At 68.8% G+C, this 14279-nt stretch carries 14 protein-coding genes; 5 read left to right on the forward strand and 9 right to left on the reverse strand.

Annotated elements, in window-relative coordinates; translation table 11 throughout:
• Positions 1-235 precede the first annotated feature (235 nt).
• The 4 genes from DI276_RS09225 to DI276_RS09240 are packed head-to-tail and all read right to left on the reverse strand — an operon-like array spanning position 236 to position 4452.
• Positions 236-853: an ATP-binding protein gene (locus tag DI276_RS09225; RefSeq protein ID WP_198680533.1), complete on the reverse strand. Its 618-nt coding sequence runs from the start codon at positions 851-853 to the stop codon at positions 236-238.
• Positions 834-1397, reverse strand: a complete 564-nt coding sequence (locus DI276_RS09230; protein WP_198680534.1) for a DUF742 domain-containing protein — start codon at positions 1395-1397, stop codon at positions 834-836. Before DI276_RS09230 ends, DI276_RS09225 begins: the two co-directional genes overlap by 20 nt.
• A 2-nt stretch (positions 1398-1399) precedes the next feature.
• A complete protein-coding gene (locus DI276_RS09235; protein ID WP_065917605.1) occupies positions 1400-1819 on the reverse strand; it encodes a roadblock/LC7 domain-containing protein in 420 nt (139 codons plus the stop codon).
• Positions 1816-4452: a nitrate- and nitrite sensing domain-containing protein gene (locus DI276_RS09240; protein ID WP_112262869.1), complete on the reverse strand. Its 2637-nt coding sequence runs from the start codon at positions 4450-4452 to the stop codon at positions 1816-1818. The genes DI276_RS09235 and DI276_RS09240 overlap by 4 nt, the downstream gene beginning before the upstream one ends.
• Positions 4453-4787: 335 nt before the next feature.
• On the opposite strand from DI276_RS09240, the gene DI276_RS09245 reads away from it, so the two are divergent.
• Together DI276_RS09245 and DI276_RS09250 are read left to right on the forward strand one after the other, a co-directional pair.
• Positions 4788-5198: a DUF485 domain-containing protein gene (locus DI276_RS09245; RefSeq protein ID WP_112262870.1), complete on the forward strand. Its 411-nt coding sequence runs from the start codon at positions 4788-4790 to the stop codon at positions 5196-5198.
• A complete protein-coding gene (locus DI276_RS09250; RefSeq protein ID WP_112262871.1) occupies positions 5195-6772 on the forward strand; it encodes a solute symporter family protein in 1578 nt (525 codons plus the stop codon). Before DI276_RS09245 ends, DI276_RS09250 begins: the two co-directional genes overlap by 4 nt.
• On the opposite strand, the gene DI276_RS09255 is transcribed toward DI276_RS09250, so the two are convergent.
• On the reverse strand, positions 6758-7540 hold the full coding sequence (locus tag DI276_RS09255; protein ID WP_112262872.1) for an alpha/beta fold hydrolase: 783 nt from the start codon (positions 7538-7540) through the stop codon (positions 6758-6760). The genes DI276_RS09250 and DI276_RS09255 overlap by 15 nt on opposite strands.
• Before the next feature lie 70 nt (positions 7541-7610).
• On the opposite strand from DI276_RS09255, the gene DI276_RS09260 reads away from it, so the two are divergent.
• Positions 7611-8915, forward strand: coding sequence for an aminotransferase-like domain-containing protein (locus tag DI276_RS09260; RefSeq protein ID WP_112263320.1), 1305 nt, complete (start codon positions 7611-7613; stop codon positions 8913-8915).
• Here DI276_RS09260 and DI276_RS09265 read toward each other — a convergent pair.
• Positions 8912-9754, reverse strand: coding sequence for an ATP-grasp domain-containing protein (locus DI276_RS09265; protein ID WP_112262873.1), 843 nt, complete (start codon positions 9752-9754; stop codon positions 8912-8914). The two genes, DI276_RS09260 and DI276_RS09265, sit on opposite strands and share 4 nt — an antisense overlap.
• Entirely contained in the window at positions 9751-10041 is a 291-nt protein-coding gene (locus DI276_RS09270; protein WP_232836540.1) for a hypothetical protein, read from the reverse strand. Before DI276_RS09270 ends, DI276_RS09265 begins: the two co-directional genes overlap by 4 nt.
• Before the next feature lie 36 nt (positions 10042-10077).
• Here DI276_RS09270 and DI276_RS09275 point away from each other — a divergent pair, with 36 nt between their 5' ends.
• Together DI276_RS09275 and DI276_RS09280 are read left to right on the forward strand one after the other, a co-directional pair.
• Positions 10078-11664 carry a DUF885 domain-containing protein gene (locus DI276_RS09275; RefSeq protein WP_112262875.1) on the forward strand — a complete coding sequence of 529 codons (1587 nt, stop codon included), beginning with the start codon at positions 10078-10080 and terminating at the stop codon, positions 11662-11664.
• Positions 11665-11753: 89 nt separating this feature from the next.
• Positions 11754-12695 carry a quinone oxidoreductase family protein gene (locus DI276_RS09280; protein ID WP_112262876.1) on the forward strand — a complete coding sequence of 314 codons (942 nt, stop codon included), beginning with the start codon at positions 11754-11756 and terminating at the stop codon, positions 12693-12695.
• Between the two features lie 39 nt (positions 12696-12734).
• Here the strand turns inward: DI276_RS09280 and DI276_RS09285 are convergent, their stop codons facing one another.
• Together DI276_RS09285 and DI276_RS09290 are read right to left on the reverse strand one after the other, a co-directional pair.
• A complete protein-coding gene (locus DI276_RS09285) occupies positions 12735-13268 on the reverse strand; it encodes an FKBP-type peptidyl-prolyl cis-trans isomerase (protein WP_112262877.1) in 534 nt (177 codons plus the stop codon).
• A gap of 659 nt (positions 13269-13927) precedes the next feature.
• On the reverse strand, positions 13928-14279 hold a 352-nt coding region (locus DI276_RS09290; RefSeq protein WP_232836541.1), incomplete at its 5' end, for an HNH endonuclease signature motif containing protein.

Raw genomic sequence — 14279 nt, forward strand, 5'->3', positions numbered from 1 at the left:
ATCTCTGGTTCAGCCGGCGCGCTCAGCGGCGGACGCGGTCGGTCGCGCAGCCGACGAGGATCATCCCCGTCGTCACCGCGAGCAGGTGGTCACCGCTGAGTGCGCACATGCACACCAGCCCGAACCACAGGAGCAGCCTCATGCCTTCAAGGTAGGGGCCCTGTGATCTGGAGCACACTTCATTTAACGAAGGCTTGAGGCGGTTTTATGGATTCCAGGTCAGCGCGACTCGGAATCAGCAGACCGGCGCGAGCGGCGTCGTCTCGTCCGGGCCGGGACGACGGCGCCACCGGTCCAGCTTCGCGTGCTCGGTCAGCGAGATCAGCGTCTCACGCACCGAGAGCCGCACCCGCGGATCGCAGTTCACCACGGGAACCGCGGGGTCGATGCCCATCCCGCGGATGATCGCCTTCACGTCCGACCGGACCGACGCGTGCACGTTGTTCAACGCCAGCACGTACGGGATGTGGTGGTCCTCGAAGTACCGCATCGCGTCGACGGAGTCCGCCGGCCGCATCACGTCGAACAGGACGACCGCACCGACGGCGCCGCGCACCACGTCGTTCCAGCCCGCGCGCGGGTCCTGCCACTGCGGCGCCACGAACAGGTGCAGGGCGAGACCGGGATCGAGCCACACCCGGCCGAACTGGATGCGCACCAGCTCGGTGACCAGCCCGGCGCGCTCCGGCGGGAGCGCGGTCATCGTGAGGAGATCATTCTCCACGATGGACCTGATGAAGGTGCTCTTGCCGACGCCGAAGCCACCGGCGACGACGACCTTGGCCGAAGTCAGCTCCCGTCCAGGCGGCCCAGGGGGCCCGAAGTCGGGAAATCTAGAGCCGACGTAGTCCACTCAGCACTCTCTCCATCAACCCGAGGTCCGGCGTCACACCGCCTGCGGAAGCGGTCTGGTGCACGTCCACCAGACCTCGTTCCGCCATGTCACCGAGCAGCACCTTCGCGACTCCCAGCGGGAGGCGCATCAGTGCGGCCACCTCCGCGACGGATCGCGGTGCGCGGCACAGCTCGACAACGTGTTGGTGCTCAGCCTGCAAGATACCTGCCGACTGCCGAGTCTGATCATTGGCGGAGACAAGTGTCTCGATCTCGAGGTTGATGTTCGACCGTGTGCGCCCGCCCGTCCAGGCATATGCACGCACGATCGAGGCGTCCGGAAGCTCCGGGACGGAGCTCTCGAACACCGGTGGTTCTTCTTGCGGTACCTGCGGTACCGGCGTCACCACGGGAGTTGCTTCCCGCGCGGGCACGTCCGGCGCAGTGCGCGATCGCCTGCGACCCGAGTCCAGGGTGAACCCGTTCATCAGGTCGGCGAACGTCTGCTCTGCGGGCGTTTCCGCCCGCCTGCGTCGTCGGTGCGCGTCAGCGGCCGAACTCATGATCACCTCACGCTGTGCAGCTGCGCTCGCAGTTCGGGGGTGAGGATCTGGCCCACCTGGTCGACGACCACGGTCATCTCGTAGGCGACTTGACCGACGTCGCTGTCGGGGGCGGCGAGAACCGCCAGACAAGACCCGTCTCGAATGGACATGAGGAGCATGATCCCGTAGTCCATCTCGATCACGGTGCGCAACACTCCGCCACCTTCGAAGCATCGTGACGCGCTCATCGTGAGCGCCGCGACACCCGACGCGATGGCGGCCAGTTGCTCCGCACGATCCGGCGGCAGACCGGAGGACTTGGTGAGCAGGAGCCCGTCCACCGAGATGACGATCGCGTGCGCAACGCCGGGCACGCGATCGGTGAAGTTCGTGATGAGCCAGCCGAACTGGTCCACTTGACGCGACTGAGGCGTGCTCATGCCTTTTCCCCGTTCCCCAGGCCGTTCTTCCCCTGGCCGTTTCCGTTCCCGTTGCTGCCAAGAGGCATCTGGCGGATGCCTGTTTGGTAGCTGGCGAGGAAGCCTCGTGCTCGCTCCGGATCGCGCTTCGGCCCAGGGGCCGGGCGCGTGCCGTTCTCGGGACGTTCCGCGAGGTCGGGGAGCAGATTCTTACGCGGCGCCCGTTTCGGCAACCCGGCACCTGTCTCGCCGGCGTCCGTCGCGGGGTCGCCCGGCTGTTCCCAGACCGTGCCCGCCGCCTTCTTGCCGAACCAGGTGGCGGCTACCGAGGGTGACGGTCCAGGCCGGGACGCCGGCGGCGAATGGTCACCGTTGACCGGTTCGCCAGAAGTGTTCTCAGCGGTGTCCGCCGCGACGCCGCTGCCGGAAAACCAGGAAGAAGTCGTCTCGACCGGGGTGGGTTGCGTCTCATTTGGCGACCCGTTGGGGCGTGGCTGCCGCTGGAGCGGCTTCGGCTCCTCGATCGCGGCGCCGCGGAACGAGGTCCACTCGGCCGACTCGCGCTGGTGCTCGATGGCGGGCGCGGGCACCGGCGGCGGAGCCAGGTTCGGGGTCTTGACGACGACGTGCGGCTGCTTCGCGGAGAGCGCCGGCTTCGGCTGGGGCAGCGCGGCGTGCCGCGGCTGAGCGGGCGCGTCCGGCTCCGCGTGCGACCGGACTAGTTCCGACGGCACGAGGACGAACGCCCGCAGGCCCTCCCGGCCCTCTCCAGCCCCGCGCAGCCGGACGGTGATGCCGTGGCGGGCCGCGAGACGACCGACGACGAACAGACCCATCTGACGCGAAACCGGCACATCATCTTCTGCACCAGAGGAAAGCCGCTCGTTCGCCTCGGTGAGCTCGGCGGGACCCATGCCGATGCCCTGGTCGGCGACCTCGAGGAGCACCGAGCCCTGCTGGTCCACTCGCGAACCGATCATGACCTGGGTGGTGGGCGCGGAGAACGCGGTGGCGTTGTCCAGCAGCTCCGCGACGAGGCGCACGAGGTCGCTGGCCGCGTAACCGACGATCTCCACCGACGGCGTCGACTTCACCACGACTCGCTGGTAGTGCTCGATCTCCGAGGCCGCGGCGCGCAGCACGTCGGCCAGCGGGACGGGCTGGTGGAACCGGCGGGCGACGTCGGTGCCGGAGAGCACCATCAGGTTCTCGTTGTTGCGGCGCATGCGCGTCGCGAGGTGGTCGAGCTTGAAGAGGTTGGCGAGCTGCTCGGGGTTCTCCTCGTGGCGCTCCAGCTCCTCCATGAGCTTGAGCTGGCGTTCGACGAGACCCTGCGAGCGGCGCGACAGGTTGACGAAGATGTTCTTCATGCCCGACCGCAGCGACGACTGCTCGACGGCGGACCGGATGGCCTGCTCGTGCACGGCGTCGAACGCACGCGCCAGCTGGCCGAACTCCTCGGTGGTGTGCACGGGCACCGGCTCGATCTCGGTGTCCGGCTTGCGGTCGGCGCGGATCGCGGCGACGACCTCCGGCAGGTGGTAGTGCGCCACGTCGAGCGCGGAGTGCCGCAGCTCGGACAGCGACCGCAGCAGGTACCGGCCGATGACGAAGCCGAGCGCGCCGGCGATGATCAGCATCGCCAGCAGGATCACCGCGGCGGCACCGGCCTTGTTGGACGTGTCGTCCTGCAGCGCGTCGGCCGAGCTCCCGAGCTCCTCCTGCAGCTGGCGGACGACCTGCTCCATCAGCCGCGCGGTCGTGCCGGACGCCTTGTTCCACTCGTCGACGGCGATGCCGAACGACGGCGGCGGCTTCGGCTGGCCGGGACGCGTCGTCACCGGGGTGCCGTCCGGCTGGGTGAGCGCGCGTTCGACCAGTGCGGAGCGGCTCGCGACGGCGGCGCCCGTGACGGACTGGTCGTAGCTGCGGCGCTGTTCGGTGGTGCCGATGGCCTGGAAGTCGTTGATGCGGTCCTGCAGGCGGATGTCCGACTGCTCCAGCGCGCGGACCTCGGGGCCGAGGAGCTTGCCTCGCCCGATCCCGGCCAACACGATCGCGTGCTGCTGGGAGACCTGCTCCTGCGCGATGACCATGTTGTGCAGCGCGAGCGCCGTGCCGGCGATGCCCTGGTCGCCGAACTGGGAGATGAGCGCCTGCTCGAAGTCCAGCAGCGACTTCACGACCGCGGTGTAGCCGGTGGTGCCGCCGGACGGGTCACCGCCGTCGCCGCCCTGCGCGACCTTCTCCCGCAGGTTCTTCAACGTGTCGAGCTGGCCGCCGAGCTCGGTGAAGCGGTTGCGCGCGACCTCGCTCAGCCCGCCGGTGCGGTCGACGCGGCGGCGCACGGTCGCGGCGGCGTTGTCCGTGGCGCTGATCTGGTTCTGGTAGGCGCCGACACCGGAACCGCTCGTGGCGCTCTGCGCGGCCAGCGTGCGTTCCTGCTGAACGCTGGAGATCAATGGCGCAAGATCCGCTCGAAGACGAACCAGACCCTGCATCTGCACGTAGTTGTTGGACCGGTCGACGTAACCGGAGATCTGCAACGCGCCCGCACCGACCGCCACGGCGACCGGCACCAGCAGCACGACGCCGAGCTTGACCGGCAGGCGCCAGTTGCGCCAGTCGCTGACCTTTCTCCACTCGACATTCACGAAATGATCCCCAAGGCGCGCTCGAAGTGCCCCACTATCGGCTACCTCCTGGCCTGGTGAATCCTCGCGACTTGAGACACCCCCGCCGCTCGATTTCGAGATCAGCCGTATCGGGTGTGAGCGGATAGTAGGCCAGAGAGCGTGACGCGACAACGACCTGGGGCGTGCACGACCGATCACCCAGCGTGACCGCCCACCTCATGGGGTGGTCCTACCGGTTCTGGGGATTGACTCGTGGCCACGCGTGGTTACGCTTGCGCCCTCCACACCCGGTCCGGTCGCAGCCTGTGCGCAGGCGCTCACCGGGTACTCCCCGTAACGAATGCGAGCGGTTGATGACGAAGGCGCTGCCCTCCGTGTCACGCCCGGCGCAGCCCGGATTCGCGGCCTTTGACGAGCCCCGTCACTCATTGCTCATCGATGGTGACGGTGAGCCTGATTTCGGTGCCATCCAAACGAGTGAGGATTTCCGCGCGCTGAAGCGCCGGGTGACGCGTTTTATTATCCCGGCGACGCTGCTGTTCCTCACTTGGTACATCACGTTCGTATTGCTTTCCGCGTACGCCGCAGGCTTCATGAGCACCCCGCTGTTCGGAACGGTGAACGTCGGGCTGACGATGGGGTTTCTCCAGATCGTCACCACCGTGATCATCACGATGGCCTACGCCCGTTACTCCAAGAAGAGGCTCGACCCGCAGGTCGAAAAAGTGCGCGCACTCGCAGAAACCGATGAGGAGCTCGCGTGACCGGGGCGAACACCGCGATCAACCTGTCCGTTTTCGGCATCTTCGTCCTGCTGACGCTCTACATCGTGTACCGCGCTTCCACGCGGAACGTGAGCGCCTCGGACTACTACGCCGCGGGCAGCAGCTTCACCGGCACCCAGAACGGCATCGCACTCTCGGGTGACTTCCTCTCCGCGGCATCGTTCCTGGGCATCTCGGGCGCGATCGCGGTGAACGGCTACGACGGCTTCATGTACTCGATCGGGTGGGTCGTCGCCTGGTTGATCGGCCTGATGCTCATCTCGGAACGGCTGCGCAACACCGGCCGCTTCACCATGGGCGACGTCATGGCGTTCCGCATGCGCCAGCGACCGGTCCGCGCCGCCGCGGCGAACGCGACCCTGGTGATCTCGCTCTTCTACATGATCGCGCAGATGGCGGGTGCCGGCGGTCTGATGGCGCTGCTGCTGGACGTGCACAGCGCCGTCGGCCAGGCGATCATCATCGCCGTCGTCGGCATCGTCATGGTGCTGTACGTGCTGGTCGGCGGCATGAAGGGCACCACGTGGGTGCAGATCATCAAGGCCGTCATGCTGATCCTCTGCGTGACCCTGATGACGATCTTCCTGATCGGCAAGTTCGGCTTCGACGTGTCCGCGATGCTCGACCGCGCGACCCAGAAGTCGCCACTGGGCGAGGCCGTGCTCTCGCCGGGCGTGAAGTACGGCGGCTCGGGTCTGTCGAAGATCGACTTCATTTCGCTGGCGCTCGCGCTGCTCCTCGGCACCGCATCTCTCCCCCACGTTCTGATGCGCTTCTACACGGTGCCGAACGCGCGTGAGGCGCGTAAGTCCGTCGTGTGGGCAACGTGGATGGTGGCGATCTTCTACTCGTGCACGCTGGTCATCGGCTTCGGCGCGATGGCACTGGTCGGCACCGAGAAGATCACCAGCGCTCCTGGTGGCGAGAACTCCGCGGCGCCGTTGCTGGCGTTCCAGGTCGGTGGCACGGTGCTGCTCGGCATCGTGTGTGCGGTGGCGTTCGCGACGATCCTCGCCGTGGTCGCCGGCCTGACGTTGACCGCTTCCGCATCGTTCGCGCACGACGTGTACGCGAACGTCATCAAGCACGGTGAGGCGGACCCGCGCGACGAGGTGCGCGTCGCCCGCATCACCGCTGTGTGCGTCGGCGTGCTCGCGATTGTCGGCGGAATCGCGGCCAACGGTCAGAACGTTGCCTTCCTGGTCGCGTTGGCCTTCGCCCTGGCGGCCTCCGCGAACCTGCCGACGTTGCTCTACTCCATGTTCTGGAAGCGGTTCAACACGCGCGGCACGTTGTGGAGCATGTACGGCGGCCTTACCTCGTGCGTGCTTCTCATCGCCTTCTCCCCCGCGATCTCCGGCTCGAAGTCGTCGGTGTTCCCGGACGCCGACTTCGCGTTCTTCCCGTTGAGCAACCCCGGCATCGTGGCGATCCCGCTGTCGTTCCTGGCCGGGTTCCTGGGCACGATCCTCAGCAAGGAGCCCGCAGACCCCGCGAAGCAGTCGGAGATGGAGGTCCGCGGGCTCACCGGCATCGGATCAGGTCTGCGCTAGCAGCACCTCGACCGCTTTGTTGAACACGTCAGCGCGTTCCAGGTTCGGCATGTGGGCGGCACCGTCGACCACGACCAGTTCCGAACCTGGGACGCGTTCGTGCATGTACTCGGCATCCGCGACCGGCGTGTACTCGTCGTCGCTGCCGACCACGACCAGCGTCGGCACGGTGATCGTGCCGAGCGTCGCCGTGTAGTCGGGGCGGTCGGCGCGGCCCCTCAACGCCGCCGCCGCTCCTTCCGGCGGAGCGTTGTGCATCATCTTCGCGACGTGCTCGCCTGCTTGGGTGTTGTGCGGTGCCACCATCTTCCACAGCACTTCGGTCGCGTAACCGGACATGCCCTCGCGCAGCAGCCGGTCCGCCATCTCGTGCCGGTTCCGCCGGCCTCGCTCGGTTTCCGGCTGCGCGAACGTGTCGGCGAGGATCAGGCCGTTGAGGCGATCGGGGAAGGTGCGCGCGAACTCCAGGACGATCTGCCCGCCCATCGAGAGACCGCCCAGCACGACCGTGTCGATGTCCAGGTGGTCGAGCAGCGCGGCGATGTCCGCGGCGAAGACCGACAGCGGGGTGACGCCGGGGACGACCGTGCTTTCGCCGTAGCCGCGCAGGTCCGGGGCGATCACCCGCCATCGTTTTCGACTGAAGTGCTCGACCTGCGGGCGCCACATCGATCGGTCGAACGGGTGGCCGTGGACCAGCACCAACGCCTCGCCGGTGCCCTCGTCGTCGTATCCGATGGTGATGCCGTTGACGGTTGCGGTACTCATGATTCGACCGTAGCCAGGAGCTTTGCTCGGTACAATGAAAACATTGCTCTCGGTGCAATTGGGGGACGACGTGCGGGACTACCGGCGGATCGCCGATGCCGTGGCGGCCGACATCGCGTCCGGTCGACTGCGGCCGGGTGAGCCGCTGCCGCCGCAACGCGCTTTCGCCCGCCGCCACCGCATCGCGAACTCCACCGCCGCACGGGTCTACGGCGAGCTCGCGCGGCGCGGCCTCGTCACCGGCGAGGTCGGCCGCGGCACGTTCGTCCGGGCAGGAGCGGCAGAACCCGCGCTCGCCGACCCCGGTGGCGCGCCAGTGGATCTGCAACTGAACTTCCCAGTCCTGCCAGAGCAGTCCGCGCTCCTTGCCGAAAGCCTCGCCACGATGCTCCGTCCGGACGTGCTGGCGAACGCGTTGCAGGCAGGCGCCGTGACCGGCACCGCGGCCGCCCGAGCCGCCGCCGCAGACCTGTTGGCGCGCACCGGCTGGCGACCCGATCCGGCCCGAATCCTGTTCACCGGCAACGGAAAGCAGTCGCTCGCGGCAGCCATCGCCGCGCTCGTGCCGGTGGGCGGACGGCTCGGCGTCGAGGCGCTCACCTACCCGGTGGTCAGGACGATCGCCGCCCGGCTCGGAATCACCCTGGTACCGCTGGAGATGGACGAGCACGGCGTCGTCCCGGAGGCCTTGCGCGCGGCGGCGGTGCGCGCGGTCTACCTGCAGCCGGCGCTGCACAACCCGCTCGGTGTCACGATGCCCGCCGCGCGCCGTGCGGAAGTCGTTGCGGTGCTGGCAGAACTGGACGCCCCGGTGATCGAGGACGCCGTGTACACGTTCCTGTGCGACGAGCCTCCGCTGGCCGCGGTGGCGCCGGACCGCACGGTGCTCGTCGACAGCCTGTCCAAGCGCATCGCGCCCGGACTGACGCTCGGCTTCGTCGTGCCGCCCGCGTCGCTGGTGGACCAGGTCGCGGCAGCCGTGCGGGGTGGCGGCTGGACGGCGCCGCGGTTCGCCGTCGACGTGGCGGCGCACCACATCGCGGACGGCACCGCGGCGGCCGTTCAGCTGGCCAAGCGGGCGGACGCGGCGGCCAGGCAGCGGTTGGTCGCGGACCGGCTGGCCGGGTTCACCGTGCACGCCGATCCGCGCGCCTACCACTGCTGGTGGGAGCTGCCGGCACCGTGGCGCGCCGACACGTTCGTCGCCGCGGCCGCGCGCGAGGGCATCGCGGTGACCCCGGCGGCGGCGTTCGCGATCGGGGCGGCACCGAACGCCGTGCGCCTCGCGTTGGCCTCGCCGCCGCTGGACCGGCTGAGCGGCGCGCTCGACGTGCTGGCCAGAATCGCCCGCGAGGCGCCGGAACTCGGGGCTTAAGCCCTTCGCCGGATCGCCGCGCTCAACCGGGATGCGGCGTCTTCGCCGGTGAACTTGAACCCGAGCGACGGCTCGGTCAGCTCCAGTTCCAGCAGCAGCGGTGCGCCGTCCGGTCCCGCGACGACGTCGACCCGTGCGTAGAGGAAGTCCTGACGCCGCAACGAAAGCAGCTCAGCGGCCACGTCGAGCACCTGCTCGGCCAGCGCGCGTTGCACCTCGGTCGGTTCAATGGCGCGCAGCTTCTCCTCGACGTACAGCCCGGACTCCGACTCCGCGAGGCCCTGCGCCAGCATCGGTCCTTTGTGGAACGAGTGGGAGTACTCGCCGGCGAAGAACACCAGCGCGGTCTCGCCGTGCGCGTCCACACTGGACTGATAGGGCTGCACAAGTGCTTTGACGCCAAGAGCCTCGAAGTGCGCACGTGCCTCGGCGTGGTCGGTGAACCTGGCGGCACCGCGCGAACCCGCGCCGATCGCGGGCTTCACCACGAACTCGCCGTCCGGGAAGTCCGGTTCCTCCCCCGGTTCCACGACGGCGGTGGGCACGACACCGAGACCATGCGCGGCAAGCTCGACGAGGTAGGACTTGTCGGTGTTCCAGCGGACCACCGGCACCGGATTGGCGAGCGCGGGCACGTTCTCGCACCACGCCAGGAAGTCGTCGAGGCGCTCGGTGTAGTCCCAGGTGGCGCGCAGCACCACGAGGTCGGCGTCGGAGACGTCCTCGCCCCACGGCCGCCACTCGACGTCCACCCCGTCGCGTTCGAGCACCTCGACCAGCGCGTCCTCGTCGCCGTCGCCCTTGGGCAGCGCGGCGCACGAGGCGAGCACGACCTTCATGACTGCATCGTGGCCATCTTGCGGCGGTGCGCGGGCCCGATCTTGGTGCCGGCGATGGTCTCGCGGTCCCACTCGGACTGCTCGACGTTGTCGACGGCCTCAACGGCCTTGGTGGCGGCCTCGACGTCCTTGGCCATCACGTCGCCCATGGCCCCGTCCGCGCCGACCAGCACGATCCGCGCGCCGGCGCGACCGATCGGCTCCACCACGGCCTTGACCGGCGACCCCGGCTTGCCGTGGGCCTTCACGAACTCAACGATGCGCTTCTGCGTGGTTTGATCAGACACCCCCACACTGTAAAACCAGCGAGTAGGTTCGGTCGGGTGACCACCGACACGCTCACGTCGTTCCTCTCGTGGTACTTCGACCACCACCCCGCTCACGCAGCGCAGGTCGGCTCGCTCGAGCACTACTCGACGTTCGGCGACTTCTCCGCCACCGCGTTCGAGCACCGGGCCAGGGAGAGGGGCGCGTGGCTGGCGCGCCTGGAGCCGTTGCCCCGCTCGGTGGACCGCGACCTGGCGCTGTCGGTGCTGCGCGGCGCACTGGCGATGGAGGCCTGGCCGGCGTGGCGGCGCGACCCGCAGGAGTACTCGAGCGTGGTCTTCTTCGGACTGCTCTCGCCGTTCCTGCACCGGCTGCTGCCAGAGGACGAGCTCGTCGCGTCCACCATCGCGAAGCTGCGCGAGGTCCCGTCGATCTTCGCGGCCGCCGAGGCGAACCTCGACGCGTCCCTGGCGTCTCCGCTGGTGGTGCAGCGGGCGATGGACCAGGTGCGGACGGGCCGTTCGTTCCTGCTCGACGCGCTGCCGCTGGAGGTCTCCTCTGCAGCGTTGCGGGCTGAGCTGGTGGAGGCCGCCGGACCCGCGGCCGAGGCGTTCGACCGGCACGCGGCGTTCCTGGAGGAGCTCTCGCTGCGGGCGACCGGCGACTGGCGGATGGGCGAGAAGCTCTACTCGACCATGTTGCAGGACAAGGAGTTGCTCGGCTACGGCGCCCCGGAGCTGCACCAGCGCGGCCAGGACGCGTACGCCTCCCTGGAGACCGAGCTCGTGGAGTTGGCGGGCTCTCCGGACTGGCGCTCGGTCATGAGCTCGTTGCAGGACGACCACCCGTCGACGTTGGAAGCGATGCGCGCGGAGTACGAGGCGGAGACCTCACGCGCTCGCGCCGCGCTGATCGAGCACTCGCTGGTGACGATGCCCGACGGCGAGGAGTGCCGCGTCGTGCCGTCCCCGCTGTTCCACCGCGCGATCATGTCGGTGGCGAGCTACCTCGGCCCGCCACCGCTGACGTCGCGACGGGCCGGCTACTTCTTCGTGCCGTTCACGCCTGCCGGTGCCTCGTCGGAACAAGTGACGCACCGCCTGCGCACCAACGCGCGCTCGCAGATCCCGACGATCTCGGTGCACGAGGCCTACCCCGGCCACCACTGGCACGCGGCGTGGGTGGCGGCACAGGGCTCATCCAGTCCCCTGCGCAAGGTGTTCCGGACGTCGTACTTCTCCGAGGGCTGGGCGTTGTACGCGGAGAAGCTGCTGCGGTCGGTCGGCTACTACACCTCGCGCGCGGCGTTGATGGGTCACGTGGAGGCGCGGCTGTTCCGGGCAGCGCGCATGGTCGTCGACACCGCACTGCACTGCGGCGACATGACCCCGGCGGAAGCCGAGTCGTTCATGGTGTCGCGCACGGCCTTGACGCCGGGCACCGCTGCCGGCGAGGTGAAGCGGTACTGCGCGTGGCCGACGCAGGCGCCGTCGTACCTGACCGGGGCGTTGGAGATCGACCTGATCCGCGACGAGTACCTGTCGTTGGAGCTGGGGTCGTTGCGCGACTTCCACGACCGGATCGCGGGGTCCGGCGCGCTGCCGCTCGGCCTCGCGCGCCGCGTGGCGCTCGGCGAGGAGTGACCGCAGGATTGGTGGTTCTCACGACGTGGGAGCGGGAACAACCTCGACGCGGACCGGGTTGACCGGGTTGAGTCGATCAAGGAGGACAGATGCCCAAGGCAGTGGTGGTGCGTTCGGCCGGCGGCCCGGAGGTGCTGGAGTACTCGGACGTGCCGTCGCCGGTGCCCGGTGACGACGAGCTGCTGGTGCGGGTCGGCGCTGCGGGCGTCAACTACATCGACACGTACCAGCGCAGCGGGCAGTACCCGATCCCGTTGCCCACCGCGTTGGGTTTGGAGGGCGCGGGCGAGGTCGTGGCGTCGAACTCCAGTGCTTTCGCGGTTGGTGACCGCGTGGCGTGGATGTCGGTGCTGGGCAGTTACGCGTCCGAGGTCGTGGTGCCGGCATCCGCTGCCGTTCGAGTCCCCGAGGGCTTGGACGTGGAGCTGGCCGCCGCCGCTCTGCTGCAGGGCATCACCGCGCACTACCTGACGCACTCGACCCACGTTGTTTCCGAGGGCGATCGGGTCCTGGTGCACGCGGCCGCCGGTGGCGTCGGCCTGCTGCTGACGCAGTGGGCGAAGTCGCGCGGTGCGTACGTGATCGGCACCGTGTCGACCGACGAGAAGGAAGCGCTGGCCCGCTCGGCCGGGGCGGACGAGGTGCTGCGGTACGGGGACTTCGCGTCGCAGATCGAGAAGGTCGACGTCGTGTACGACGGGGTCGGCCGGGACACGTTCGACCAGTCGCTGGCCTCGCTGAAGCCGCGCGGCCTGCTGGCCTTGTTCGGCGCCTCGTCCGGCCCGGTGCCGCCGGTGGACCCGCAACGCCTGAACGCCGCCGGCTCGGTGTACCTGACCAGGCCGTCGACCGGCGCGTACCTGCTGGACCGCGCCGAGTTCGAGTGGCGGGCCGCGGACCTGTTCGGGGCGATCGTGTCCGGCGTGCTGGACGTGCGGATCGGAGGACGCTACAAGCTGGAGGAGGCCGCGCAGGCGCACACCGACCTGCAGTCGCGCCGGACGACCGGAAAGCTCCTGCTGCTGCCTTGATCTTTTGTGGGCCCCGACCTGTTCGGGGCCCACTTTCGCTTACGCGGGCGTAACCTTCACGCCGTCGATCACGAAGACGAGGGTCTCGTTGGGCTTGATGCCCTGACCGCCCTGGCCGTATCCCTTGGCGGGCGGCACGACCAGCAGCCGCCGCCCCTGCTCCTTGAGCCCGACGAGCCCTTCGTTCCAGCCGTCGATCACCGAAGCCTGCCCGACGTTCTTGACGTCGAACGGCGCACCGCGCTTGAAGGAGCTGTCCAGCACCTTCTTGTCGGAGAACGTGGTGAGCTGGTAGTTGACCGTGGCCGTCGTGCCGGCCTTCACCTCGGCACCGGTGCCCTGCACCAGGTCCTTGATGATGAGCTCGTCGGTCGGCTTGCAGGCGGGAATCTCGACCTTGGGCGCCGCACCGAACTCGCCGGTGACCTTGAAGTCGTCGGCCTTGCACGGATTCGTGGCGGCCGGGGTCGACCCGCCGTTCGTGGGCTGGGTCGAGGGCTGGGCCGAGCTGCCGCAGCCAGCCAGGCCGGCCGCTGCGAGCGCCAGGGACGCGATTAGCAGGACGTTGCGCATGGTGGGTGAGCGTATTCGGGGGCGTGTGAGCGGGGTGTAGTCAGGTCGCTCGCCGGGCGCGGTGGGTGGGCGCGATGGGTGGGCGCGTGGCGTTTCGGCGGGGTTGGTCACCTTCTGCGGTGTGGTTGCGTTCCAGCGTGGTTGCGTGGGTAGCCTTACGGGCTTTGGTTGCGTCATCGCCGCTTCGCGACGATCGCGATTGGGGCTTGACTTCGGGGCCCTTTCGAGGCGCTGCGTCGGGCGGAAAAGGACGGATGCTTCGCAGCCGTCCGATCCGCGAAACGGTAGCACCTCGATCCCGAAGTCAAGCCCCAATCGCAGGCGTGCGTGGTTGCGTTGGGTTGTTCAGCGCGCGGTCATTACCGCTTACCCGATGACGCATAGCCCTGTCCGGCTCGCTTCGCATCGCCACACGGGGTGCCTTGGCTTCGCCTTTGGCCCGCGTTGCTATAGGAGCATCGGCTCGGCTTCGCCATCGCCGCTTGCCTTCGGCTTCGCGAGATATAGATGGAATCCTCGTGGCGCGCTCCCGGAATGGCGTCAGGGGGCATCGCCGACGTCCATTGCGGGTGGGCCGGTAGGAGTTCAGGCGGCAGGCGCATGCGATGGGCGGTGGGCGGTAGGCGTGCCGGTTGCGGGCGAGCCCGTGGGCCCGCCCGTCATGCCGCTGCGGCGGCGTGGAGGAGATTGCGTCTTGGCCTGCGTTGCGGATCGAGCCACGCCGGGGCATAGAACGTGGGTATGCCGTGGACCATCCGCACTGTCCACTCGCTGTGGTGGATCAGTGTGTGGTGGTGGCGGCACAGCAGCACCGCGTTGCCGACCGAGGTGACACCGCCGTCGGCCCAGTGGTGAACATGGTGGGCGTCGCAGTGTTTCGGTGGTCTGCCGCAGCCGGGGAACGCGCAGCCGTGGTCGCGGGCCACCAGGATGCGCCGGATTCCGGCCGGGAAGGTGCGGGTCTTGCGGCCGATGTCCATCGGCTGCGACTTCTCGCCCAGGAGCAGCGGG

It is taken from the genome of Lentzea terrae (assembly GCF_003265345.1).
GTDB classification, from domain to species: Bacteria; Actinomycetota; Actinomycetes; order Mycobacteriales; family Pseudonocardiaceae; genus Lentzea; species Lentzea terrae.